Source organism: Janthinobacterium sp. YR213 (assembly GCF_900099875.1).
In the GTDB taxonomy this organism is placed as follows: domain Bacteria; phylum Pseudomonadota; class Gammaproteobacteria; order Burkholderiales; family Burkholderiaceae_D; genus Janthinobacterium; species Janthinobacterium lividum.
The window spans coordinates 379,486-405,164 of sequence record NZ_FNDA01000001.1 but is presented as its reverse complement, the minus strand read 5'-3'; the positions used below and the strand labels follow the sequence as shown (position 1 = coordinate 405,164).

General features: G+C 61.6%; 21 protein-coding genes. 12 read left to right on the top strand and 9 right to left on the bottom strand.

The features are described from left to right. Positions 1 to 1,116 carry a CAF17-like 4Fe-4S cluster assembly/insertion protein YgfZ gene (locus BLT98_RS01810; RefSeq protein WP_092604979.1) on the bottom strand — a complete coding sequence of 372 codons (1,116 nt, stop codon included), beginning with the start codon at positions 1,114 to 1,116 and terminating at the stop codon, positions 1 to 3. A 176-nt stretch (positions 1,117 to 1,292) separates the two neighbouring features. Between BLT98_RS01810 and mltG the strand changes: the two genes are divergently transcribed. The 9 genes from mltG to BLT98_RS01765 all read left to right on the top strand — a co-directional run bounded on the left by mltG (position 1,293) and on the right by BLT98_RS01765 (position 7,917). Further along, positions 1,293 to 2,279, top strand: a complete 987-nt coding sequence (mltG, locus tag BLT98_RS01805; RefSeq protein WP_034784598.1) for an endolytic transglycosylase MltG — start codon at positions 1,293 to 1,295, stop codon at positions 2,277 to 2,279. Between the two features lie 21 nt (positions 2,280 to 2,300). Next, a complete protein-coding gene (gene tmk / locus BLT98_RS01800) occupies positions 2,301 to 2,942 on the top strand; it encodes a dTMP kinase (RefSeq protein ID WP_092604978.1) in 642 nt (213 codons plus the stop codon). Between the two features lie 15 nt (positions 2,943 to 2,957). After that, a complete protein-coding gene (locus BLT98_RS01795) occupies positions 2,958 to 3,986 on the top strand; it encodes a DNA polymerase III subunit delta' (RefSeq protein WP_034784596.1) in 1,029 nt (342 codons plus the stop codon). 131 nt (positions 3,987 to 4,117) lie between these two features. Continuing rightward, positions 4,118 to 4,504, top strand: coding sequence for a VOC family protein (locus tag BLT98_RS01790; RefSeq protein WP_092604977.1), 387 nt, complete (start codon positions 4,118 to 4,120; stop codon positions 4,502 to 4,504). A gap of 86 nt (positions 4,505 to 4,590) precedes the next feature. Then, positions 4,591 to 5,370 (top strand): TatD family hydrolase, encoded by a 780-nt coding sequence (locus BLT98_RS01785; RefSeq protein ID WP_034784594.1) that lies wholly within the window; start codon positions 4,591 to 4,593, stop codon positions 5,368 to 5,370. Positions 5,371 to 5,386: 16 nt separating this feature from the next. Then, positions 5,387 to 6,037: an ankyrin repeat domain-containing protein gene (locus tag BLT98_RS01780; protein WP_092604976.1), complete on the top strand. Its 651-nt coding sequence runs from the start codon at positions 5,387 to 5,389 to the stop codon at positions 6,035 to 6,037. Positions 6,038 to 6,293: 256 nt separating this feature from the next. Then, entirely contained in the window at positions 6,294 to 7,217 is a 924-nt protein-coding gene (locus tag BLT98_RS01775; RefSeq protein ID WP_092604975.1) for a class I SAM-dependent methyltransferase, read from the top strand. 100 nt (positions 7,218 to 7,317) lie between these two features. Next, on the top strand, positions 7,318 to 7,566 hold the full coding sequence (locus BLT98_RS01770; RefSeq protein WP_034784592.1) for a hypothetical protein: 249 nt from the start codon (positions 7,318 to 7,320) through the stop codon (positions 7,564 to 7,566). A 153-nt stretch (positions 7,567 to 7,719) separates the two neighbouring features. Next, positions 7,720 to 7,917 (top strand): hypothetical protein, encoded by a 198-nt coding sequence (locus BLT98_RS01765; protein WP_034784591.1) that lies wholly within the window; start codon positions 7,720 to 7,722, stop codon positions 7,915 to 7,917. A gap of 63 nt (positions 7,918 to 7,980) precedes the next feature. Here the strand turns inward: BLT98_RS01765 and BLT98_RS01760 are convergent, their stop codons facing one another. Continuing rightward, complete coding sequence (locus BLT98_RS01760; protein WP_070253751.1) at positions 7,981 to 9,099, bottom strand: phospholipase A; 1,119 nt, start codon at positions 9,097 to 9,099, stop codon at positions 7,981 to 7,983. 299 nt (positions 9,100 to 9,398) lie between these two features. Between BLT98_RS01760 and fusA the strand changes: the two genes are divergently transcribed. Continuing rightward, positions 9,399 to 11,507: an elongation factor G gene (gene fusA / locus BLT98_RS01755; protein ID WP_034784639.1), complete on the top strand. Its 2,109-nt coding sequence runs from the start codon at positions 9,399 to 9,401 to the stop codon at positions 11,505 to 11,507. A 101-nt stretch (positions 11,508 to 11,608) separates the two neighbouring features. Here the strand turns inward: fusA and BLT98_RS01750 are convergent, their stop codons facing one another. Genes BLT98_RS01750 through BLT98_RS01735 form a run of 4 tightly spaced genes read right to left on the bottom strand, consistent with a single transcriptional unit; the run spans position 11,609 to position 16,271 of the window. Beyond that, on the bottom strand, positions 11,609 to 12,778 hold the full coding sequence (locus tag BLT98_RS01750) for an HlyD/EmrA/EmrK family protein (protein ID WP_092604974.1): 1,170 nt from the start codon (positions 12,776 to 12,778) through the stop codon (positions 11,609 to 11,611). Between the two features lie 21 nt (positions 12,779 to 12,799). After that, positions 12,800 to 14,248, bottom strand: a complete 1,449-nt coding sequence (locus tag BLT98_RS01745; protein WP_092604973.1) for an efflux transporter outer membrane subunit — start codon at positions 14,246 to 14,248, stop codon at positions 12,800 to 12,802. Positions 14,249 to 14,265: 17 nt separating this feature from the next. After that, positions 14,266 to 15,840 carry a DHA2 family efflux MFS transporter permease subunit gene (locus BLT98_RS01740; protein ID WP_092604972.1) on the bottom strand — a complete coding sequence of 525 codons (1,575 nt, stop codon included), beginning with the start codon at positions 15,838 to 15,840 and terminating at the stop codon, positions 14,266 to 14,268. Then, positions 15,837 to 16,271, bottom strand: coding sequence for a MarR family winged helix-turn-helix transcriptional regulator (locus tag BLT98_RS01735; RefSeq protein WP_070279648.1), 435 nt, complete (start codon positions 16,269 to 16,271; stop codon positions 15,837 to 15,839). The genes BLT98_RS01740 and BLT98_RS01735 overlap by 4 nt, the downstream gene beginning before the upstream one ends. A 130-nt stretch (positions 16,272 to 16,401) precedes the next feature. Between BLT98_RS01735 and BLT98_RS01730 the strand changes: the two genes are divergently transcribed. Beyond that, positions 16,402 to 16,932, top strand: coding sequence for an SRPBCC family protein (locus tag BLT98_RS01730; RefSeq protein ID WP_034784585.1), 531 nt, complete (start codon positions 16,402 to 16,404; stop codon positions 16,930 to 16,932). 238 nt (positions 16,933 to 17,170) lie between these two features. Here BLT98_RS01730 and BLT98_RS01725 read toward each other — a convergent pair whose 3' ends face one another. Further along, positions 17,171 to 18,367 carry an SH3 domain-containing protein gene (locus tag BLT98_RS01725; RefSeq protein WP_092604971.1) on the bottom strand — a complete coding sequence of 399 codons (1,197 nt, stop codon included), beginning with the start codon at positions 18,365 to 18,367 and terminating at the stop codon, positions 17,171 to 17,173. A 169-nt stretch (positions 18,368 to 18,536) separates the two neighbouring features. After that, on the bottom strand, positions 18,537 to 19,442 hold the full coding sequence (locus BLT98_RS01720) for an alpha/beta hydrolase (protein ID WP_092604970.1): 906 nt from the start codon (positions 19,440 to 19,442) through the stop codon (positions 18,537 to 18,539). Positions 19,443 to 19,582: 140 nt separating this feature from the next. On the opposite strand from BLT98_RS01720, the gene BLT98_RS01715 reads away from it, so the two are divergent. Then, entirely contained in the window at positions 19,583 to 22,783 is a 3,201-nt protein-coding gene (locus BLT98_RS01715; RefSeq protein ID WP_244517347.1) for a PAS domain-containing protein, read from the top strand. Positions 22,784 to 22,787: 4 nt separating this feature from the next. Here the strand turns inward: BLT98_RS01715 and BLT98_RS01710 are convergent, their stop codons facing one another. Beyond that, positions 22,788 to 25,673 carry a hybrid sensor histidine kinase/response regulator gene (locus tag BLT98_RS01710; RefSeq protein ID WP_139178964.1) on the bottom strand — a complete coding sequence of 962 codons (2,886 nt, stop codon included), beginning with the start codon at positions 25,671 to 25,673 and terminating at the stop codon, positions 22,788 to 22,790. Positions 25,674 to 25,679 lie beyond the last annotated feature (6 nt).

Genomic DNA, 25,679 nt, shown 5'->3' with positions numbered 1-25,679 from the left:
TCACAAGTCGAGTGCGTCTAGCACGTAAGGCATGGACAGGAACTGCACGTGAGCGCCCTGGGCCGAACCGTAGCGCACGGCGCCGGCGGCGCTTGCACCTTCTTCGATCGCCCCCAGCTTCATTTCAACGAGGGCGTCGATGCCGCCATCACCGTTGGGTGCCGCGTTGACGACCATGCCGCAAGGTTGCTCGGGGTCGCTGACGGCAAACAGTTCGCCGCCGGCCACTACCGAGGGATCGGCAATGCTGACGAGGGTGGTGCGGCGCTTGAGCTTGCCCAAGTACTGGCTGCGCGCGACGATTTCCTGGCCCGGGTAGCAGCCTTTCTTGAAATTGACGCCGCCCAGCAGCTCGAAGTTGACCATTTGCGGTACGAACTGCTCTTGCGTGGCGGCCGTGATCTGCGGGATGCCCGCGTGGATCTCCGACAAGCGCCAGGCGTCAATCCCGCCCTTGGCGAGCGTTTGCGCCAGCTCCGGCCACGCGTCGCGCGCCGTGGCGGCCGACGTCAGCCACTCATAGCGGGCGCTGCCGAAGGCGTCGGCCACGCGCAGCAGGGTGCCGGACGCGTGTTCGACCTTGCTGAACGGCGTGGCGGGCAGGGCCGGGAACCAGGCGGACAGGGCCGCGTTGGCTTGCTTGCCGCCCAGGCCCAGGACGACTTGATTGGCTGCATCAAGGGATGCATCGTGCAGCTTGGCCTTGGCGCGCAGCACGAACATCTGCAGACGCTTCTGGATGGCCGGCTGTATGGCGCGCGGCAATTGCAGATAAATGGTGGTGGCGTTGCGCCACATCAGGAAACTGGCCAGCAGCCGGCCTTTCGGCGTGCAGTAGCCGGCCAGGCGCACTTGCTCCTGGTTCAGGTGTTCCACATCGTTGGTCAGCTGGCCGTGCACGAAACTGGCCGCATCGTCGCCGCTCAAGCCGATCAAGCCCTGGTCCGTGATGGCCGCGACAAAACCTTCTTGCAGCTGGGGCACTGTCAGGGACTGGCCGAAATCATGGATAGGGACGGCGGTGATGGGGGCGGTGCCGTCAGGCGCGCCATCGATGGCAACGGGGCGGGCGCCTTGGGCTGTTAAAAATTGATTCCAGTTATTCATAATTTCCATTAGATCAGCGATTAAGCATTATCATTACGGGTTCATTATAGTGATGTCGCGCAGATTGCGTCGGCAACGGCAAGATTGCCAGTGTTGGCGCCGCTTTGCGCGCACTTGCTTCACAAATGAACGATCATAACAAGCGGACGTTGGCCATCAGCGCCCGCATCACAAGAATCGGAACAATGGCTTTCTTTAAAAAACTTGTAGTCAGTTCAGTCATCGCCGCCATCGGCGTGGGCGGTACTTTTGTGTACTGGGCGCAGCAGCCCATCACCACGGATGGAGAAGCGATTCCGTTTACGATCAGCCCGGGCAGCGGCGCGCATGCGGCCGGCCAGCAGATCGCGGACGCGGGAGTGCCCATCGTGCCCATCCTGTTCAACATGCTGGCGCGCATCGAAGGCAAGACCTCGAAGATCAAGGCCGGTTCCTATGAACTGAAACCGGGCACCACGCCGCAGCGTTTGATCACGCAGCTGGCGCGCGGCGAATTCGCGCAAGAGTCGCTGACCATCATCGAAGGCTGGACCTTCAAACAGATGCGCCTGGCGATGGCCAACCATCCCGGCCTCAAGCACGATACCGCAGGCCTGTCCGACAAGGAACTGATGGCGAAAATCAGCCCGGAATATGTGCACCCGGAAGGCTTGTTCTTCCCGGATACGTATCTGTTCGCCAAGGGCGCCAGCGAAATGCAGATTTTCAGGCAGGCGCACACGGCCATGATCGGCCGCCTGTCCGAAGCGTGGGACAAGCGCGATCCCGCCTTGCCATATAAAAACCCGTACGAAGCGCTGATCATGGCTTCCATCGTGGAAAAGGAAACGGGGCAAAAGTCCGAGCGCGCCATGATTGCCGGCGTGTTCGTCAACCGCCTCAAGACGGGCATGCTGCTGCAGACGGACCCGACTGTGATCTATGGCATGGGCGACAACTACCAGGGCAAGATCCGCAAACGCGACCTGGAAGCGGACACCCCGTACAATACCTACACGCGCGGCGGCTTGCCGCCCACGCCGATCGCCCTGGCTGGCGCGCAGTCGCTGACGGCGGCGCTGGCGCCGGCCCGCACGCAAGCGCTGTATTTCGTGGCGCGCGGCGACGGCACCAGCCAGTTCTCGGCCAACTTGCCCGACCATAACCGCGCCGTGAATCAATACCAGCGTTAATTATTTCAAACTAGAAGCTTCATGACACCACACTATCAACCCCGCTTCATCACCTTCGAAGGCATCGATGGCGCGGGCAAGTCGACGCATATCGGTTTTGTCACCGACTACCTGCAGCAGCGGGGCGTCAGCCTCGTTTCGTCGCGCGAACCGGGCGGTACCAGCCTGGGCGAAAAGCTGCGCGAACTGTTGCTGCATGAAAAGATGCACCTGGAAACGGAAGCCTTGCTGATGTTCGCCAGCCGCCGCGAACATATCGCGCAAGTGATCGCGCCAGCCCTCGATCGGGGCGAGTGGGTCATTTCCGACCGCTTCAGCGACGCCAGCTTCGCCTACCAGGGCGGGGGCCGGGGCATGGACTTGCGCAAGATGGAAACGCTGGAAGCGTGGGTGCACCCGCACTTGCAGCCGGACCTGACGTTCCTGTTCGACGTGCCGCTGGCCGTGGCCCGTGCCCGCCTGGACGCCACGCGTGCGCTCGACAAGTTCGAGCAGGAGCAGGCCGATTTCTTTGCCGCCACGCGCAACGAGTATCTGCGCCGCGCGGCCCAGTTCCCGGAACGCTTCCGCATCATCGATTCCACGCAAAGCATTGCCGATATTCAAGTACAGCTGGCAAAACTGCTTGATGTATTGCTTGAGCAAAGTATTGCAAGCCACTGATTGATAAGGAATAAAATGAACAGTCCTCTCTATCCGTGGCAACAGGACGCCTGGCAGCAATTGCAAGCCCTGCGCCCGCGCATGCCGCACGCCATTTTGTTCCATGGCGCGCAGGGCATCGGCAAGGCCGACTTCATCGAGCATTTCGCGCAGGCATTGCTGTGCGAAGACGTGCGCGCCGACGGCCATGCCTGCGGCGCGTGCGCCTCATGCGGCTGGTTTAGCCAGGGCAACCATCCCGATTACCGCCGGGTCCGTCCGGAAGCGCTGGAAGACGACGTGGCCGACGACGGCGAAGAGGGCGAAGGCGCCAAAAAAAGCGCCAAGACCAAGACGCCGTCAAAAGACATCAAGATCGAGCAGATCCGCAACCTGGCCGACTTCATGAACATTTCCACGCACCGCCAGGGCTTGCGCGTGGTGGTGCTGTACCCGGCCGAAGCGCTCAACACGCCCGCGTCCAACGCCTTGCTGAAAACCCTGGAAGAGCCGCCGCCAGGCACCCTGTTCCTGCTGGCTTCGAACAGCCTGGACCGTTTGCTGCCGACCATCTTGTCGCGTTGCAGGAAATTTGCCTTGCCCATGCCCAGCCACGAGCAGGCCTTGACGTGGCTCAAGCAACAAGGCTTGAACGATGCGGACAGCTGGCTGCGCGAGCAGGGCGGCGCGCCGCTGGCAGCGCTGGCCCAGTCCGAATCGGGCGGCCGCGAAGAAACGGAACAATTGCTGCAAGTCTTGGCGAACCCTGGCGTGGAAGCGGCCCTGAAAGCGGCGGACAAATTACAGAAGTCTCCGCTGGCGCCGCTCGTGGCATCGCTCCAGCGCTGGCTGTACGACGTGTTTTCCGTCAAATTGTCCGGCACCATCCGCTACTACCCGCGCCACCGGCGCGAACTGGAAGCGCTGGCGGGACGCATCAACGTGAGCCGGTTGATGGCTGCGATCAAAGCTGCCAATGAGCGCCGGGCGATTGCCGAACACCCCTTGTCGCCCAAGCTGTTTTTGGAAGATATGTTGCTCGACTACGCATCCAGTTGCCAATAAAATCAAGTGCTTGCGAAGTAAATTTAAAGTAAATTATATATTTCTTGGCCCGGCGGAAGGCTCGCCGCATCGTTTGCCACGCCTGGCCCCCGGTGTTACAGTCAAGGCACTGGACAGCAACGGAGGCGTGCATGAAACGAGTCACTGGCATCGGCGGCATCTTTTTCCACGCGCAAGACCCGGCCGCGCTGCGCGCCTGGTACCAGCGCCACCTGGGCCTGGACGTGCAGCCGTGGGGCGGCGCCGCCTTCACCTGGACGGACGCCGATGGCAAGCCCACTGGCGGCACCACTATCTGGTCCGTCGCGGCCAATGACAACGAACAATTCGCGCCCGGCAAGGCGTCCTTCATGATCAACTACCGCGTCGACGACCTCGACGCATTGCTGCAAGCCCTGCGCGACGAGGGCTGCAACGTGCTGGAAAAGGCGCCCGATTCCGAGTATGGCCAGTTCGGCTGGGTCATCGATCCCGAGGGCAACAAGGTGGAGCTGTGGCAGCCGCCGCAGGGACAGTAGGCGGACTGCGCGGGAGCCCCCAGCGGCAGGAAGGATTTGCGCCTTCCTCCTGCCAGATTCCGCCCGCTCCGGTACAATCCCGCCTTATGTATATCGATTCCCATTGCCATATCAATTTCCCCGAGTTGGCTGCTCGCATGCCCGAGATCCTCGCCAAGATGGCCGAGAACAAGGTGACACACGCCTTGTGCGTGTCCGTCGACTTGCCGGACTTTCCACAGGTGCTGGCCCTGGCCGAGCAGTATCCACATATCTTTGCTTCCGTCGGCGTGCATCCCGACTACGAGGACACGCCTGAACCGTCCGTGGAAGACCTGGTCCGCCTGGCCGACCATCCGAAGATCATCGCCATCGGCGAGACGGGTCTCGACTATTTCCGCCTGACGGGCGACCTGGAGTGGCAGCGCGAGCGTTTCCGCACTCACATCAAAGCTTCAAGAATCACGCGCAAGCCCTTGATTATTCACACAAGAGCGGCCAGTGAAGACACCATACGCATCATGCGCGAAGAGGGCGCGGGCGTGTCCGACGGCGGCGTGGCTGGCGTCATGCATTGCTTTACGGAATCCTTGGAAGTGGCGCGCGCCGCCATAGCCATGGGTTTCTACATTTCGTTTTCCGGCATCGTCACGTTCAAGAGCGCCAAGGATTTGCAGGCCGTGGCGCTGGAAGTGCCGCTCGAGCGCATCCTGATCGAGACGGATTCGCCGTATCTCGCGCCCGTGCCGTTCCGTGGCCGCATGAACGAGCCCGGCTATGTGGCCCACGTGGCGGAATACCTGTCGACCCTGAAAGGCATCCCGCTGGACCAGGTGGCGAAGCAGACGACGGATAATTTCTTCAAGTTATTCAATCAGTTGCCGTAACTTCTTAAGGTCAGACATGATGAAAAAACTCGCCCTGGCGATGCTGTTGTGCTGCGCCACCGCCAGCCAGGCGGCGCCGGAACCGGACGCTTTCTTCCGCGCCGTCTCCGTCAATAATGCCAGCGGCGTGCGCAGCATGCTGGCGGAGGGCATGAATCCGAACCAGCCTGACGCGCAGCGGGGCGACATTCCCCTCGTGCTGGCCCTGCGCGACGATGCGGACCGGGTGTTCCAGGTGCTGCTCGACGCGCCCGGCATCGACATCGAAGCCCGTTCGGCCAATGGCAACACGGCGCTGATGATGGCCGCCTACAAGCACAAGCAGGACGCCGTGAACGCCTTGCTGGCCAAGGGCGCCAAGGTCAACCAGAGCGGCTGGACGGCGCTCCACTATGCGGCCTCGGCAGGCGACCTGCCCATCATGAAGATATTGCTCGACCGCGACGCCGTGGTCGATGCGCTTGCGCCCGCCAACGTCACGCCGCTGATGTTTGCCGCCCGCGAAGGACAGGAGGGCGCCGTCAAGCTGCTGGTGTCCTGGGGCGCGGACGCCAGCCTGAAAAGCGGCCATGGCTGGACGGCCGTGCAGTTTGCCCAGGCGGGCGACAAGCCCGGCGTGGTCGCCATCATCGAAGCGGCACAGAAGGCGCGCGCAGCCCGCAAGTGATGTTTTAACTTCAATATTTTCCATGCCAGCGCTGAAACTGGCATGGAATTGCCTCTCACCTCAGCCCTTTGTTCTCCCTGCCGATTAACGATAATGATCGTGTCGCATTAATCAGGAGATACGTCGCATGGGTCATCACATCACCGTCAGGCGCCGGCTGTATTGTCGCCGCCCCTCGCGCAGCCCGTGCGATATCACTGCTTTCTGGAATGACAAAACCGATCGGCCATCGGAGCCAGACTCCAAGAGGACAGACATGCTGAATGAACGAGAAATCGAGAGTTGTTACCTGGGGCAATTTATCCCCGTCCATTACCACCACAATATGTTGATGGACCAGAACCGCATGCACGGGTTCAAGTCGGCGATCGATTACGCGGTAAAACCCGGCATGAAGGTGCTGGAGCTGGGCGGCGGCACGGGCGTGCTGTCGTGGTTTGCGGCCGCGCGCGCCGACAAGGTGTGGTGCGTGGAGTTCAATCCGGACATGGTCAAGGAAGCGCGCAAGATGCTGGCGCTCAATCCCAACGGTGAAAAAGTCGAGGTCGTCCACGCGGACGCCTTCGAATACCTGCCGCCCGAGCCCGTTGATGTGGTCATCTGCGAAATGATCCATGTCGGCATGCTGCGCGAAAAGCAGGTGGAAGTGATCGAATCGTTCAAGCGCCGCTACCTGGCCCGCTTTGGCGGTCCGCTGCCCATCTTCCTGCCCGAAGCCGTCATCATGGCCGTGCAGCCGATGCAGCAGGAATACGATTTCGAGGGTTTTTACGCGCCCATCGTGCAATTCCAGGAAACCACGGCCATTCATCCTGGCGTGCAGGAGCTGGCGCCGCCTTCCGTCTACAGTATCATCGACTTCAGCCAGCCGACGGACAGCGTGTTCGGCTTTGACGGCAAGTTTGTCGTCGAGCGCAGCGGCACCCTGAACGCCTTGCGTTTCGTCACCAAGAACATCCTGGCCGTGGTGCCCGAGCGCTCGACCACCATCGACTGGCTGAACCATTACATGTGCTTGCCGCTGGCCACGCCGGTGGCCGTGAAGGCGGGCGACGTGCTGCAAGTGAGCTTCCAGTACCGCGCCGGCGGCTCGATTCCCTCGCTGGAAGCGTCGATCCGCGCCCAGGTGATCTACGACGTGAATCTTCAGCCCGCTACGCAGAACGCCGTGTATGCATAAGCATCGTTAATTCCCAGGCAACGCCGCAGCGATTTCATCCTGCGGCGTTTGTCCATTCAGGGTATATTTCGTCTTTTACCCACTGGACAGCTTTACTATCATGGAACAGATCGATCAGCGTTACCTCGTGCAACAGAACAAAATCAGCGATGGCGAGACCAGGCCGCCCGTGTTTGCCAAGGTAATGCGCAGCAAGGAAGGCGTGTTTGAAGGCGTGTCCTTCATCAAGTCGAAGGACAAGGCCACCGTCATGACCATCGAAGATGCCAACCAGGCCATCAAATGGGCCACCAGCAAGAAGCCGAACGCGCATGAATACATCACGAAAGTGATTTGCGTCGGCCAGTAAGTCCCCGTTCATTCCCGTTTTTGCACCGTTCATCCCCGCAGCGCGCAGTTCATCGCATGGCCGTTGCCGCCGTCGCGGCGCTTTCATATAGTGCTGTCACGGTAGCGGGGCAAGCACGGCTTGCTCCGCACATTTCATTCTAGGGGGAACGCGATGCTGGGATTCGTGCTGTGGCTGCTGCTCTTGCTGGTGTGCTGGCCCCTGGCCTTGCTGGCCCTCGTGCTGTATCCGCTGGCCTGGCTGCTGTTGCTGCCATTCCGCCTGATCGGCATCGGCGTGGAAGGCGTGTTCGAATTGCTGCGCGCCATCGTCATGCTGCCGGCGCGCGTGCTGGGCGGCGGCCGGCGATAAACCCGATATTTCCCATAAAAAATGGCGCCATTGGCGCCATTTTTGTTTGCGGTACTGCCTGGCTTACAGGTCGACCATGAAACCGGCGCCGATCGATTTCTGCGAATAGTTGTAGTCGATCAAGCTCTGGCCATAGCCGGAGAACAGTTGCAGATAGCCTTTCAGGTTGGCCTTCAATGGGAAGGCCCAGCTGGCCTGCATGGAGCCATGCTTCTTGCTGAAATTGCGGCGGGCCGTCACGGCGTACTCGTGGCCCTTGTTGCGGTAGCTGACGCGCAAGTCGCCATGCCCCATGTAATCGGTGATGTCGATATTGTCATTGTCGGTCTTGCCATTGTCGAGGCGGTGCCAGACGCGCGTCGTGACGGCCAGGTTGTCCTTCTCCATGCCCAGCTCGGCATACACGCGGTTCCAGCTGCGCGACAGGGTCGACGTCTGTCCGTTGGACTGGTGCACGAGGCCGAAGTTCAGGTAATTGAATTCCACGCCGGCGAAATTCTTGTTGATCGGCAAGATCAGCATCAGCTCAGGCTGGTAATTGGTTTCGCGGAAGGGGCTCGATGCCTTGCGGTTATACGCCTGCCAGAAACTTTGCTGCGTGTAGCCGAACCACATGTCGATGGGCGTGCCGGCGATGTCTTCCAGCAGCTTCATCTTGAAGCTGAGCTGGAATGTCAATTCCACATGCTGGCTCTTGATGCCGGCCGGCGTGAAATCCTGGAACGGTTCGTCGTTCGAAGCGTCGCTGTAATTGGCCAGCAGGAGATAGGTATCGCGGTGCGGGCGGAAGTTGAACAGGCCGCGCTTGGACGCTTCGTTCAGTTCCCACGATTGCTGCGTGCGCGAAATCGGCGCTTCCGGTGGCGCCGCGCCAGCCTGCGCGATGGCGGGAATGGCGGCGTTGACGGCGTCCGGCGTGGCCACGCCCGGCGGACTGACTGGCGTGAGGGGTGCGACCTCGGCAGCGGCAGCCAGGGTCACTGCCGCGGTGACGGGATCGCCGCCGGCCGCGATGGTGGCCTTTTCCGCCGCCTTGGCCAGGGTGTCGAAGCAGCCCAGGCGGGCACTGGCGTCACCGAGGACGGCGCAACGCTGCATTTGCTGTTCCAGTTCGCCGGCCATGGCCAGCGCCGGCGATGCCAGCAGGGAGGAAAGGATTATTTTTCTTAGTTGGATAGTCATAAGCTGAGTAGGGCATGTCGTTCGGTGCGCACCTGGGCTGCATGCCGGCGGCGTCGCCTTGCATGGCAGGATGCCATGCGTATTGATTTTTATTAATCTTTGTTGAATTAAAGTTCAAAAATTAATGTCTGGGAAGTATAGCCGAATCCGCAATTAGCCTCCGCGTCGCAGACGTGCGCGGGCCTGCTGGTGTTGTGCGCTTGGTAAACGGTATGCTGCCGTGCCGCCCAAATCGATGTCTGCTACACTGGAAAACCGGCGCAAACCCAGTGATGCCGGGGCTAGCCATGGAGATTGTGATGACCCGCAAAACACCTATCGAGCGCTACCGCAACATCGGCATCAGCGCCCATATCGACGCCGGCAAGACCACCACCACCGAGCGCATCCTGTTTTATACGGGGGTCAATCACAAGATCGGCGAAGTGCATAACGGTGCCGCCACCATGGACTGGATGGAGCAGGAACAGGAACGGGGCATCACCATCACCTCGGCCGCCACCACGGCCTTCTGGAAAGGCATGGCAGGCAATTTCCCCGAACACCGGATCAATATCATCGATACGCCGGGCCACGTGGACTTCACGATTGAAGTCGAGCGCTCGATGCGCGTGCTCGACGGCGCCGTGATGGTCTACGATGCTGTCGGCGGCGTGCAGCCGCAATCGGAAACCGTCTGGCGGCAAGCGAATAAATACCATGTGCCGCGCATCGCCTTCATCAACAAGATGGACCGGGTGGGCGCGGACTTTTTGCGCGTGCGCAAGCAGATCGCCGAGCGCCTGAAGGGCGTGGCCGTGCCCATCCAGCTGCCGATCGGCGCCGAAGACCATTTCACGGGCGTGATCGACCTGCTGAAAATGCGCGCCATCACCTGGGACGACGCCAGCCAGGGCGTGCAGTTCAGCTATGGCGAGATTCCCGCGGAACTACAGGCGCAGGCGCAGGAGTGGCATGACCACATGGTCGAGAACGCGGCCGAAGCCACGCTGGAGATGACGGAGCGCTACCTGAATGGCGACACGTTTACGGAAGCCGAGCTCAAGCAAGCCTTGCGCGCGCGGACCATCCGCAACGAGATCGTGCCCATGCTGTGCGGCAGCGCCTTCAAGAACAAGGGCGTGCAGGCGATGCTCGATGCCGTCATCGAATACCTGCCGTCACCGATGGAAGTGCCGCCCATCATGGGCCATGACGAGCACGACAACGAGGTGGAGCGCCATCCGACGGACGACGAGCATTTTTCTGCCCTGGCCTTCAAGATCATGACGGACCCGTTCGTGGGGCAGCTGACCTTCTTCCGCGTGTATTCGGGCGTGGTGAATTCGGGCGACATGGTCTACAACCCCACCAAGAGCGCGCGCGAACGGCTGGGGCGCATCCTGCAGATGCATGCGAACGAGCGCAAGGAAATCAAGGAAGTGTATGCGGGCGACATCGCCGCCGCCGTTGGCCTGAAAGCCGTCACCACGGGCGATACCCTGTGCGCCATCGATCACATCATCGTGCTGGAAAAGATGATCTTCCCGGAACCGGTGATTTCCCAGGCGGTCGAACCCAAGACCAAGCCGGACCAGGAAAAGATGGGCATCGCCCTGAACCGCCTGGCGCAGGAAGATCCGTCGTTCAGGGTCCATACGGATGAAGAGTCGGGCCAGACCATCATGTCGGGCATGGGCGAATTGCACCTGGAAATCCTGGTCGACCGCATGCGCCGCGAATTCGGCGTGGAAGCCAATGTCGGCAAGCCACAGGTGGCGTACCGGGAAACCATCACGCGCGCGGTGGAAGACGTGGAAGGCAAGTTCGTCAAGCAATCGGGCGGACGGGGCCAGTACGGCCACGTGGTGCTGAAACTGGAACCCTTGCCGCCAGGCACCGGCTACCAGTTTGTCGACGCCATCAAGGGCGGCGTGGTGCCGCGCGAATTCATCCCCGCCGTCGACAAGGGCATCGCCGAAACCCTCAAGTCGGGCGTGCTGGCCGGCTACCCGGTCGTCGACGTCAAGGCCACGTTGACGTTCGGCTCCTACCACGACGTCGATTCGAACGAAAACGCGTTTCGCATGGCTGGCTCCATCGCCTTCAAGGATGGCATGCGCAAAGCGTCGCCCGTGCTGCTGGAACCGATGATGCAGGTGGAGGCGGAAACGCCGGAAGAATTCATGGGCAACGTCATGGGCGACCTGACGGCCCGCCGCGGCATGGTGCAGGGCGTCGACGACATCCCTGGCGGCGCGGGTCGCATCGTCAAGGCCCTGGTGCCGCTGGCGGAAATGTTCGGCTATTCCACCACCTTGCGGTCGCTGACCCAGGGCCGCGCCACCTACACGATGGAATTCAAGCACTATGCGGCCGTGCCCAAGCATATACTCGACCAGGTGGCGGCGGCGGGCAAAGCCAAGTAGGCCGGATTAGCGGGGCAAAGCCCCGCGTAATCCGACAACATTGTTGGCCAAGGCCGTTGGTGGTGTCGGCTTACGCGCGTTGCGCTAACCCGACCTACGCATCAATTCAGAAGATTCTGCGCAATGATCGCATCGGCCATCTTCTCCGCCTCGTCCACGGGCTGTTCCAGCGCCTTGGTCGTGTAGACGGTGGACGCCACCATCGGCTGGTCCAACGTCGCGCCTTCGCCATGGCTGGTATCGACCGTCACCGTGGTCGACAGGCCGATGCGCAGCGGGTGGGCGGCCAGTTCCCTGGCATCGAGCGTGACGCGCACGGGCACGCGCTGTACCACCTTGATCCAGTTGCCCGTGGCGTTTTGCGCCGGCAACAGGGAAAACGCGCTGCCCGTGCCCGCCGACATGCCCAGTACCTTGCCGTGGTAGACCACCTTGCTGCCATATAAGTCCGTTTCGATGGTGGCCGCCTGGCCCACGCGGATATTGCGCAGTTCGGATTCCTTGAAGTTCGCATCGACCCATAACTGGTCCAGTGGCACGATGGACATCAGGGGCGTGCCCGGCGTCACGTGCGTGCCCAGCTGTACGCTGCGCTTGGCGACGTAGCCCGAGACGGGCGCGACCACGGCATTGCGGCGCACGGCCAGCCACGCCTGCAGCACGTCGCTCCGGGCCGACAGGACGGCCGGATGGCTGGCCAGGTTCACGCCGGCCACGCCCGATTTGGCGGATTCGGCCTGGCGCTGGGCCACTGTCAAGGCCGCTTTCGCGTCGTCGACGGCCTGTTTCGCATGGGCCAGGTCTTCGCCGGAAATCGTCTGGTCCGCCGCCAGCGGCGCGCGGCGCGCCAGGTTACCCTGTGCCGTGGCCAGCGCCAAGCGGCGCTGCCCGATGACGGCGTCGTATTGTGCTACATTGGCATAGCGCTCGCGCTCCTGGCGCACGACGTTGCCCAGCCGTGCCTCGGCCTGGCTCAGGGCCAGCTCCGCATCGATGGCGTTCAGGGTGATCAGGGGCGCGCCCGCCTTGACCATTTGCGTCTCGTCGGCGCGGATGGCATCGACATTGCCCGTCACTTGCGCGGACAGGGTGACGAGGTTGCCCCCCACATAGGCGTTGTCCGTGACTTCTTCCTTGGCCAGCACCAATTGATAATAAACGGCCCAGGCCGCGCCAGCGACGAGGAAGGCGGTCGTGATGGCGATGAGGACGGCCTTGCGTTTGCCCGGCTGTTCGGTTGGAGTGGTCGTTGCTGTGGTATCGCTGCTCATGGTGTGTTCCGTAATCGATGGTTATTGTTTGGCCGTGGCGTTGGCGGAAAAGTCGCTGCCGCCCCGGTAGCCGCCGCCCAGGGCCACGGTCAGGTTGATTTCCGCGTTCTGGCGCTGGTTTTGCAGCTGCATGCCCAGGTCGACCTGGCCGCGCACGGTCATTTCCGCATTCAGCTGGGTGGCGCGGTCGGCCAGACCTTGCTTGAGTCGCGCATTCGCATTGCGCAACTGCGCTTCGCTGGCGCGCAGGTTTTCCTGCTGCAGGCGCAGCTGGTTTTCCACGCCTTGCACCCTGGCGCCGGCCTGTGCCACGTCGCGCACGACATTGAAGACGCTCTGGTTGTAGTCGGCGATCAGTTCATTGCGCTGGCTGCGCGCGCCGCCGAGCTGCGCCTGCAGGCGGCCGCTGTCGAACAGCGGCAAGGACAGTGCCGGGCCGATGAACAGGGTGCGGCTGCCGGACTGCAGCAGCTTGCCCAGTGTTATCGCATCCAGGCCAAACGAGGCGCTCAAGTCGATATCGGGGTAGAACGACGCCTGCGCCGCTTCGATATTGCTCATGGCTGCCTGCACCCGCCAGCGCGCCGCCTGCAAGTCGGGCCGGCGCGCCAGCAATTCCATGCCCAGCTTGCCGGGCAGGGCGTGCGGCAGCGCCTGTGCTTCTTTCGGCTGCAGGCTGGTCAGGGCCGAGGCATCCGCACCCAAGGATGTTCCCAACAGCGCGCGCAAGGCTTCCCGTTCCGTGACGACCTGCGTTTCCAGCAGCGCGATCTGCTGCTGCAGCAAGCTCAAACGCGTTTGCGCCGACAAATGGTCGTCGCTGACACCGAGGCCGTTGGCGATGCGCTTTTCCTTGTCCAGCACCAGTTGCTGCTGCAGTTTGACCAGCGCATGCAGGTTATCCATGCGGGCCCAGCCATTTTGCATGCTGAAGTAGTGGCGGGCGATCTCGGCGGCCAGCATCTGTTCCGCCATCGCGTATTCGGCACGGCGGGCGTTGACTTCGCCCAGGCTGGCCGCGATCTGCGCCTTGTGCTTGCCCCACCAGTCGAGGTCGTAATGGGCTTGCATGCCCACGGTCAGCTCGTTGTAGTAATTGCCGCCGATGGGGGCGGGCATCAGGCCGTTGGCGGAATAGCGCTGGCGGCTGGCATTTGCGCCCAGGTCGATCCTGGGGCCGCGCTGCGCATGCTGCGCGTCAAACGCAGACAGGGCCGAGCCGATGCGGGTATTCGCCACGTCCAGGTTCGGGCTGCTGGACAGGGCGCTTTCAATCAGCTGGTCCAGCTGCTCGTCCTGGAACTGGCGCCACCATTGCGCGGCTGGCCAGCCTTCGCTGGCCAGGTGGATGTCGGCCGCCAGCTGTATCGTGGCCAGGTCTTGCTGCGGCAACTGCTGCGTGTCGGGCGGGATGCTGGCGCAGCCGGCCAGGGCCAAACTGAGCGCCAATATGCGCAGGGAGAGTTTCATAGGTGTATGCATAAGGGTTATTCCATGGCCGCGTGGTCGACCACGACGGGCGCGTTCTTCTTCGGGGGTTTGATCAGGAGCAAGAGCGGCAGCACGAGGATGGTCAGCCACATCATCAGCCAGAAGTCGCCGAGGTAGGCGATCATCGACGCCTGCCGCGTGATTTCGCCATTCAGCGCCGCCATGCCGGAAGCTGTCCCCAAGTTGTAGACGCTGGCAATGGCAGGGTCATGCAGGGCCGGGTTGGCGATATTGATGTGTTCCGTCAAGGACGCATGGGCGATCTGCGTATTGCGCACCAACAAGGTCTGCACGAGGGCGATGCCGATGCTGCTGCCGATATTACGCACCAGGCTGTAAATGGCCGTGCCCTCCGCCCGCATCTGCGGCGACAGGGTGGCAAACGTGGCCGCGCTCAGCGGCACGAAGACGAGGCCCAGGCCGATACCCTGGATGATGCCATTCCACACGACGGTCTTCGGCACCAGATCCAGGGTGAAATTGGCCATTTGCCACAGCGAGAACGCGGTGATGGAAAAGCCCACGCCCAGTAGGATGCGCGTGTCGATCCGGCCCGTCAGTTTGCCGACGATCAGCATGGCCAGCATCGTGCCCAGCCCGCTGGGGGCAGTGACGAGGCCGGCGATCGCCGCCGGGTAGTTCATCAAGCCTTGCAGCATCGACGGCGTCAGCGCGCGGGTAGCGAACAGCACCATGCCGACGATGAAGATGAACAGCAAGCCGCTCACATAGTTCGAGTTCTTCAACAGGCGGTAGTCGAGGAAGGACTTGCCGGCCGGGCGCAAGGCCGTATGGGCGATAAAGTAGCACAAGCTCATGGCCAGCACGATGGCTTCGATCCATGTTTCCGTGGAAGAAAACCAGTCGTTCTGCTCGCCCCGGTCCAGCAGCATCTGCAGCGCGCCGATCGACAGGCTCAGGGTGGCAAAGCCGAACATGTCAAAGTTCATGCGGCGGTTCGGCGGGTCCTTGCGGATGTAGCGCCAGATGCCGTAGAAGGCCATGGCGCCGATGGGGATATTGATGAAGAAGACCCAGCGCCAGCTGTAGCTGTCCGTCAGCCAGCCGCCCAAGGTCGGTCCCAGGATGGGGCCGATCATCACGCCCATGCCCCAGATGGCCATTGCCGAGCCGTGCTTTTCGCGCGGATTGATGTCGAGCAGCACCGCCTGCGACAGCGGCACCAGCGCCGCGCCAAATACGCCTTGCAGCAAACGGGCCGCGACGATCTCGGACAGGGTGGCGGACAAGCCGCACAGCACGGAAGCGAGCGTGAAGCCGGCCACGGAAACGAGAAAGGTGTTTTTCTGGCCGAAACGGTCGCACAGCCAGCCCGTCAGGGGCGTGGCGATGGCGGCGGCAACGATGAAGGAGGTGAGTACCCAGGTGATCTGGTCTTGCGAGGCGGACAGGCTGCCTTGCATGTGGGGCAGGGCGACGTTGGCGATGGTGCCGTCGAGCGCCTGGATGATGGTGGCGAGCATGATCGAAATTGTGATCATGCGCCGGTTCAGGCTGGGGTCTTGTGAAGCGGGCAGCGCCGGTGCGGCGCCGGCTGTGGCCGAACTCATGCGGATTTCTCCGTGGCCGCCTGCAAGGCTTCCAGCAGTTCGGTGGCGGCCCGCAGTTGATCGGGATCAATTCCCTGCAGCAGTTCCTTGCGGAAGCCATCCGCTTCCTTGCGCACGGTGTCATACACCTGCAGGCCCGCCTCGGTCAGCACGACGAGTTTCACGCGGCGGTCCGTTTCCGATGGCTGGCGCTGCACGAAGCCCGATTTCACGAGCCGGTCCAGCATCGACACCATGGTGGGGTTTTCCACGCCCAGTTGATGGGCCAGCTCGCTTTGCGACGGCGGCTGCGGCGACTTGGCGATCATGGCGATGCACATCCAGCTCGCTTGCCCCAGGTCCAGGTCTTTCAGGCGCCGGTCGATGGCATGGCGCCAGCCGCGCGCCGTCTTGTGGAGGGCGGCGGAAAAGCGCTCTTCGATAGAAGTCATAAGGTGAGTCGTCTAATAGTTAGGTATCTAACTAATATTCTAGCATGCGCGTTTGGCAGGCGTACAGGCCTTCCCGTTTATCTGCGCCGCTGGTACATTAGTGCCAGACCATCATCCTCAGGAGAGCGCCATGACCACCGCAGAACAGAAGCAGGACGGACAGCACCGCGACAGCAGCGACTTTGTCATCACGCAAACTTTCGACGCGCCGCGCGAACTGGTGTTTCAATCGTGGGTGGAGCCGGAGCGCCTGGCCCAATGGTGGGGTCCCGTCGGCTTCGAATTGAGCGTGCTGGCGCTGGATCTCAAACCGGGCGGAGTCTTCCACTACGGCATGCGCGCCGACAATGGCTATGAGATGTGGGGCAAGTTCACTTACCAGTCCATTGAAGCGCCTGAACGCATCGTGTCGATCCTGTCGTTTGCCGACAAGCAGGGCAATGCCGTGCAGCATCCGGTCAGTGCCACCTGGCCTTTGGAATCGTTCAATACCATGACCCTCACCGAAGAGAATGGCAAGACGACGATGACCTTGCGGTCCACGCCGCACAAGGCCACGGATGAGCAGCATGAGACTTTCAAGCAGGGGTTTGAGTCGATGAAGGAGGGGTTTAAGGCGACCTTCGCCCAACTGGCACAGTATCTGGCGCGTGTTCAGTAATATTTAAGAACAGCGGGCCTGAGTCGCGGGCCTGAGAAAATGACCATGGCTGCGTTGCTTGGGCTCGCCGTACATGCGTACTGTCTTCGCCCGCGCGCCTTGCCCTGGCCATTTTTCAGGCCCGCTGGGCCCGGGGAGCCCGGGTTGGGGACTTGGGTTGTTTAGATATTTACAGGTGAAGATGTGTACTAATCAACTCGACTTTTAAGAACATGTGAAAGTAGATATTTGACTCGAATCAGCTTCTGAATTTTTCTGTATATCGGGTAAACACCCAGCCTGTAATTGTAGTGCCATCCCCATATTCGTATATCACCTTCGTCCAATCTCGATCTTTAGATAACACACCAATGACTTGCCCAAATTTTAAATGACCAACAATCGCAGATGTTGAGCTAGGAGTTTCTCTAATTAAGAGAACTTTTTTTGTTATAAATCTATAATCTTTTAGCTCTATAGCCAACTCCGGGAAAGATATTTTCTTAATGATTTTTATTTTTTCTCGCTGCGATGCATCTTTTGCATTGTTGAGATGCAAGGTGACATAGGGAGTTAGTAAATTTCCCATTATGCCGCTAGTTACACCAGGTAGAATTGGAAAAATTAAATTCATAAAAATGAAAATTAGGAAGAATTTAAATATTCCTGGGGTTTTTTTTAGTAATTTTGAGAATTCCTGTGATGTTTCTGCAGCTCCAATTTCCCGAAGTAAAGTGTCAATATTTTTACTGTCTAGTGAATTAATCTCTGTGTTTTCTATTTTTCTTGTTTCTGATTTTTCCTCTTCAAAATTATCGAGTAGCAAATCAAAATATTCAGAACTACGCAGTCGCTCTAGCGAACTTGTAAATTGGTTACTGGAGCCAACAGAAATTGCCAATTTTTGTAAAGATGTTGTGTTGCTAAAATCTTTTAAATATTTGCTATATGAACTCCCTATAGAAACTGTATCGAAAAGTTTTCTCCATGAATCATTTTCGCTAATATTTCTTAATTGATCTGAGATCGCGCTGCTTGCATTGAAAGATTGTGTCATTTCCCGCCATTGCCGACCTACATCAACATTTTTTAATTGTTGCAATAGGGCAATTGATGTAGAAAATGAATTTGCCATTTCTTTCCACTGGCTATGTATATCAATTTTTTTTAGTTGCTCAGATAGAGTGATTGTTGTGGTTACTGAACGGACCATTTCCGCCCACTGTTTTTCTATATTAACGCTTCTAAATTGCTCATAAACGAGGTTCGCTGCGGTCAACGAGCGTGTCAGTTCTCTCAATCGACTGCTTGAGTCGAAGTTCCTCATCTGTTCTGATAGCGAATTTGTCACATTTAAAGAATGAGTGATGTTTCTCAATGCGCTATTTTCTTCCATTTTTTTTAGTTGGGCGGCAATTGAGCTGGCACTAGTCAATAATTCGTTACGAATTCTCATAAGTTCTTTCCTGTAAAAATTTTCTAAAAATGCTCATCTAGATATGGTTTTCTTAGGATATATATTAAATATACTCCCTACTGGCGCAGAAACAATGCAGAGGTAAGTCGTGTATTTCCGCCTATTGTGTGTTCATTGTTGAGTAAGTGGTGTCGGGGGCGAACGCGCTTCATTCCGCCTCCATCCCCAACATTCCCCGAATCACCGGCAATATCATCCCCCAGGCATTCGACGTCGCCGCAATCTCGTCATAATGACTGGCGCCGGGCAAAATCAGCACTTCCGCATGGTCGCCGGCCAGCCGGGCCTTGGCCGCATAGTCTTGCGCGACGCGGGGTGGGGAGATGGTATCGAGCTCGCCTGTGATCAGGACGGTGCGGCTGCCGTTGGGCATCAGGTCGGCTGCGTTGGTGTCGCTGTAGATGTCGGGGCGCTCGGTGCTGGCGCTGCCTGCCAGCTGGGCGATGTCGCGCTCGCAGCTGGTCTTGATCAAGTCCTTTTCATGGCGCAGGTCGGCCAGGCCGCCCAGGCTGACGATGTTTTTCACTGGCAGGAACTTGTCGCGGTACAGGGGGCTGGTCTTGGGCAGCTTTTCCCGTCCGGCGATCCACTGCACCAGCTGGCCGCCGGCCGAGTGGCCCATGGCGACGATGCGGTTCACGTCCAGCTGGTACCGGGGCGCGTGCTGCTGCAGGCTGTCGAGCGCCGCGTGCATGTCTTCGTAGGTGCCCGGATAGCCGCCGCCCGGCTCGTCCACGCGCCGGTATTCCACATTCCATACGGCGATGCCTTGCGCGACGAGGGCGCCGGCCACGTTGCGCATCTGCTTGATGCCGCCGAAGGCCACCGTCCAGCAGCCGCCATGCACGAGCACGACGACGGGGAATGGTCCGCTGCCGTCGGGCCGGAACAGCTGCGCGTATTGCGACGGCGCGGGGCCATAGGCGATCTGCGCTGTGCGCGGAGGGCCGTTCAGGGCCAGGTAGTCGTCCAGGCTCATGGGGGCGGCGACGGCGCCGTGGGCGGAGGCGAGCAGGGCGGTGGCAATCAGGGAGGACGGCAAGGAGGTAGGCATGCTGGGATTCGCTTGAGAAGAGAGCAATACTTTAGCATAGGGCCGCGTGGGTGCAGAGATCAAGCGGTGCGCTGTTTTCCTCCTGCAAGAGGGGTGCCCCATGGTATATTTCGGGCATCAGTTTTCCCCTTATCGACACGGTGCACGCAAACAACATTCTTTCCTTGCTGGACGCCGAGCATACTGCGCTGGGCAGCATCGCGGCAGGCGCCAACCTGGCCCATGCATTGGAGCATTTGTTGCAGGCGCTGCAAGACCTGGCCGACGGCGGCGCGCATGCCTGCCTGGTGCTCATCGACGAAGCCGACCGCTTTTGCGGCTTGTCCGCGCCCAGCCTGCCACCAGACCTGTGCCTGGCCTTGCGCCACGGCGGCGACCAGCCATCCCCGTTCGGCACGGCCGCCTTTTCCGGCGCGCCCGTGTATTGCGGCGACATCACGCGCGACGTGAACTGGAGCGCGGGACGCAAGGAAGCCATGCTGCACGGCTACCGCGCCTGCTGGGTCGCCCCCGTGTTTGGCGCCAAGGGGCACATCCTGGGCGTGCTGGGCCTGTTTTTCCAGGCGCCATGCCATCCCACGCAACCCGAGATCGAATTGCTGGCGCTGGCCGCGCGCGTGGCCGCGCATGTCATCGAACGGGGCCAGCTGGAACAGGCGCTGCACGACAGCCGCGAACACTTCCATTACGCCATCGAACTGAACACGCAAGTGCTGTGGACGGCCGACGTCGACGGCAAGCTCGATTATGTGGCGCAGCGCTGGCGCGAATGGACGGGCGGCAGCGGCCTGGGCACCAGCTGGCTGGACGCCATCCACCCCGAGGACGTGCCCTATTCCTTGGCGGCCTGGAGCGAAGCGGTGGGCAGTGGCCAACCTTTCGACCAGGAAATGCGCGTGCGCCGGCAGGACGGCCAGTACCGCTGGATGCATTCGCGCGCGTATTGCCGGCAGGACGAGCGCGGCCAGCCCGTGAAATGGTATGGCTCGTGCGAGGATATCGACGAGCACTGGCAGGCGCGCAATGCCTTGCTCGACAGCGAAGCGCAGTTCCGTTCGCTCGCCTCCACCATGCCGAACCAGGCCTGGCTGGCGCATGGCAGCGGCGCCACCTACTGGGTCAACGAGCAGGTCTGCGACTACACGGGGCAATCGCTGAAGTCGCTGGTCACCAGCGGTTTTCGCCATTGCGTGCATCCGGACGACATGCTGTCCACCCAGCAGAGCTGGGACCGGGCCGTCGCTACAGCCAGCGCCTATGAACACGAGTTCCGCATGCGCCGCGCCAGCGACGGCGCCTATCGCTGGTTCCTGGCGCGCGCCTTGCCGCTGTTCGACGAGGCGGGCACGGTGCTGCGCTGGGTAGGCACGAATACGGACGTGCAGGAACAGAAGAACGTGCTGGAAAAGATGGCTTACCTGAATTCCTCGCTGGAAGTGGAAATGGCCAACCGCACTGCCGACCGCGACCGCATGTGGCGGCTGTCGACCGACATCATGCTGGTGGCGGACCTGGCCGGCATGATCATCGCCGTCAATCCCGCCTGGAGCCAGATCCTGGACCGGCCGGAAATCGAGTCGCTGGGCATGGATTTCATCAGCCTTGTGCATCCCGACGACCGCATGGCCGCCTTGAAGGACTTGTCGCGCCTGGCCCATGGCGCGCCCACCTTGCGCATGGAAAATCGCTACCGGCGCCGCGATGGCGGCTACCGCTGGATTTCCTGGACGGCCGTGCCAGCGCAAAAGCTGATCCACGCCATCGGCCGCGACGTCACCGATGAAAAAGAGGCGCGGCTGGCGCTGGTGCGCAGCGAGCAAGCCTTATTGCAGGCGCAAAAGCTGGAATCGATCGGCAAGCTGACGGGCGGCGTGGCCCACGATTTCAACAACGTCCTGCAAATTATCTCGGGCAATTTGCAGTTGCTGAAACTGACGGTGGCCGACAATCCGCAGGCGGCCAGGCGCCTCGCTTCGGCTGCCTCAGCTGTCGAGCGGGGCGCCAAGCTGTCGTCGCAATTGCTGGCCTTTGCGCGGCGTCAACCTTTGCGGCCGCTGGTGACGGACCTGGGGCGTTTGCTGCGCCGCATGCATGAGCTGATCCGCCGCGCCCTGGGCGAGGCGATTACCGAGGAAACCTTCATCAGCGAAGGCTTGTGGCATACCCTGGTTGACCCGAACCAGATGGAAAACGTGCTGCTGAACATGGCCATCAACGCGCGCGACGCGATGCAGAAGGGCGGACGCCTGACTTTTACCTTGAGCAATGTCACGCTCGATGCCGCCTACGCCAGCCGGCATGCGGACGTGCTGGAGGGGCAATACGTGCTGCTGACCATCACCGACACGGGCCATGGCATGGCGCGCGACGTGATCGACCAGATATTCGAGCCTTTCTTCACCACCAAGCGTGAAGGCGAGGGCACGGGCCTGGGCCTGTCCATGGCCTACGGCTTCATCCGCCAGAGCGCGGGCCACATCAAGGTGCACAGCGCGCCGGGCGCCGGCACGACGTTCAAGATTTACCTGCCCCGTTCGCTGGAAACGCTGGCCGAGCCGCCACCTGGCCTGACGGGCCCCATTCTGGGCGGCAGCGAGACCATCCTCGTGGTGGAAGACGATGCTCCTGTGCAGCATACCGTGGTCGACATGCTGCGCGGCCTCGGCTACGACGTGCTGCATGCGGACGATGGCGCCTCGGCGCTGGCCCTGCTGGGCACGGGCGTGGCCATCGACCTGCTGTTTACGGACGTGGTTATGCCGGGCCCCGTCAGCAGCAAGGAGCTGGCGCAGCAGGCCAAATTGCTGCTGCCGGAGCTGGCCATCTTGTTTACCTCGGGTTACACGCACAATGCCATCATGCAGGGCGGGCGGCTGGACCCGGGCGTGGAGCTGTTGAGCAAGCCCTACCAGCGCGAAGACCTGGCGCGGCGCATCCGCCATTTGCTGGCCGACCGCCGCCTGGTGGGTGCGCCCGACCCGTCCGGGCGGCGCATCCTGCTGGTGGAAGATAATGACGATGCACGCGAAATGACGACGGAAATGCTCAATATGCTGGGCCACACCGTGCACGGCGTGTCCAGCGCGGAGGAAGCCTTGCCCCTGCTGGCCTTGCCGGGCCTGGACGTGCTGGTGACGGACATCAGCCTGCCCACCATGTCGGGCCTGGAACTGGCGCGCCATGCGCGCGCGCACTGGCCGCAGCTGGAAGTGGTATTTGCTTCCGGGCATGATTGGGGCGCCAGCCTGATGCAGGACGCCAGCGCGCGCTTCCTGCGCAAACCGTTTGGCTTGGAAGAGCTGGCCGGCGCACTGAAGGCGCGCCGGCTCGACGTTTACTAGACGGTTAGTCCGGCGGCAGCAAGGCTTGCTGCAATTGTTCCATGGTAAATGGTTTCACCAGGAAGCGCGCCTGCGGGTCCAGCACGCCGGAATTGGCTGGCGCATGGCCGGTGGAAAACACCACTTCCAGCTGCGGATGGTCGCGCGCCGCAACCTCGGCCAGCTCGACGCCCGACATCTGCGGCAGGCTGATATCGGTCAGCAACAGCTCCAGTCCCGGCGTGCCCAGCAGGGGCAAGGCTTCCTCGGCCGTGCCCACGGCCAGCACCGTGTGTCCCAGCATGTCCAGCAGCTCGCCCGTCATGGCGCGCGCGTCCGCATTGTCTTCCACCAATAGGATATGTCGCGCCTCCGATTGCGCGGGCGTGGGAGACTGCGGCGCCAGCTGCGCGCGGTACTGGTGCAGGGCCGTCACGTGGCGGCCATTGGCCAGCAAGTGGCGGATGCGCCGCGCCAGGTCTTCGCGCCGGTAGGGTTTACTCAACAATTCGACGCCCGGTTCCAGCCGGCCTCCCTGCATCATGGCGTCCTGCGTGTAACCCGAGGTAAACAGCACGGCCAGCTGCGGCAGCAGCACGCGGGCCTGGCGCGCCAGTGCCGTGCTGGCCACCTTGCCCGGCATCACCACGTCCGTAAACAGCAAGTCGATGGGGACGCCGCTGCCGATGATGGCCAGCGCGCTTTCGCCATCGCTGGCGCGCAGCACGACATAGCCGAGGCCGCGCAGCATGTCCACCACCGTCGTCTGCACTTGCACATCGTCTTCCACGACAAGGATGGTTTCCTTGCCGCCCAGCACGGGGCCGCCCAGTTGCAGCGGCAGTTCCGTTTCCGCTTCAAGCGAACGCGGCAGATAGATGCGGAAGGTGCTGCCATGGCCCGGTAAACTGTCCACCGTCAGGTGGCCGCCGCTCTGGCGCAGGAAGCCGTAGGCCATGGACAGGCCCAGTCCCGTGCCTTCGCCTTCCTTTTTTGTCGTGAAGAATGGTTCGAAAATCTTGTCCAGCAGTTCCGCGGGAATGCCCGTGCCCGTATCCGAGACGGCCAGCTGCACGTAGTCGCCGGGCGTCACGTCCGCATGGCGGGCCGCGTAGTCGTTGCCCAGCACGCAGTTGCTCAGTTCGATGGTCAGCTGGCCCTGGCCATCCATGGCGTCGCGCGCATTGATGGCCAGGTTGAGGATAACGTTTTCCAGCTGGTGCGGGTCGACCAGGGCGCGCCAGCAATTGTCGGCCAGCTGCAAGCGCGTTTCGATGGTTTCACCGGTGGCGCGCCGCAGCAGCTCTTCCGTTGCGCGCAGCAGTTGCGCCAGGTCCGTCACCAGCGGTTTCAATGGCTGGCGCCGCGCAAAGGCCAGCAACTGGGCCGACAGCTTGGCACCCCGTTCCACGGCGGCCGAGGCGCTGGCGATGCGCTTGGCGGCCAGCGGGTCGTCGTCCAGGCCCAGCTGCAGCAACTGCAGGTTGCCGGAGATAATTTGCAGGACGTTATTGAAATCATGGGCCACGCCGCCCGTCAGCTTGCCCAGCGCTTCGAGTTTTTGCGATTGCAGCAGGGCCATTTCGCTGTGGCGCAACGATTCCTGCATGCTGTGCAAGGTGTTTTGCGCCTCTTTTTCCAGGGTGACATGGCGCCCCGTGGCAAACACCAGGTCGCCTTCGGGCGCCGCCACCCACGACAGCCAGCGGTGGCCGCCATCGCGGTGCCGGTAGCGGTTTTCAAAGCTGGGCATGGATTCCTTGCCGACCTGCAGCAAGGCCTGGCGCGTGGCGGCGGCGTCCTCGGGCAGCACGAAATCGAAGATGCTGCGGCCCAGCATTTCCTCGGGCAGCCAGCCCAGGATGGCGCCGGCAGCCGGGTTGACGGCGGCGAAGCAGCCTTCGGCATCGATGGCCACCATCAGGTCTTGCGCGCTGCGCCATAGCCGTTCGCGCTCGCTGTTGCGCGCGGCCAGGTCCGCTTCCAGCTTCTTTTCCACCGTGATGTCGCGCGCGCTGCAATACACCTTGTCGCCCTCGGGCACGGCCACCCACGACAGCCAGTGCCAGCCGCCCAGCTTGTGGCGGTAGCGGTTTTCGAAGCGCAAGGCAGGCTGGCCCTGGTTGGCCGCCTCCCAGGCCGCATGCGTGCGCGGCAAGTCTTCGGGATGGATCAGTTCCAGGAACTTCGTCGTGCGGATTTCCTCTGCCGACCAGCCCAGGGTGGCTTGCCAGGCGGGGTTCGAATGTTCGAAATAGCCGTCAAGGTTGAGCACGCCCAGCAAATCGGGGCTGACGTTCCAGGTGCGGCCGAACTCGCGCGTGCGTTCGGCCACCTGCGTTTCCATGCTGGCACTGAGGGTGCGCAGCCGCGCTTCCGCCTGGGCCCGCAAAATGGTCGACCAGACCCGTTCCGACACTTGCACGGCCAGTTCGATTTCGTCCGCATGCCACAGGCGCGCCGTGCGGCTGTGCACGACGAACAGGGCAGCCAGCTGGCCATCCTTGGCAATGGGAATGTTCAGGAAGGCACGGATGCCCAGGCGCGCAAACGTGGCCAGTGCGGCCGGCATGGCCGTGCGCGGGTCGCTTGCCACATCGCTCACGGCCAGCGCCTGGCCCGCGCCGAGCGCCTCGGCCAGGCCTGCCGCGTAATCGCCGAGGAAATACTCGCCGGCGGCGCCCGGCGCCAGGCCATCGCTCCACGCATGCTGGAGGGTGGGGCACTGCAGTGCCTGGTCGATATCGAAACAGGCCACTTGCTGGGCGCCCAGGCGCTGCCCCAGCAGCTGCGCCGACAGGGAAAGGATCTCGCCCGTGTCTTGCAGCAGGCGCAGCCGGCGCTCCAGTTGCAGCAAAAAGGCGACGCCGCTGGCGCCGGCCTGGCTGCTGGTGGCAGGGGAGGTGGTCATGCGGGC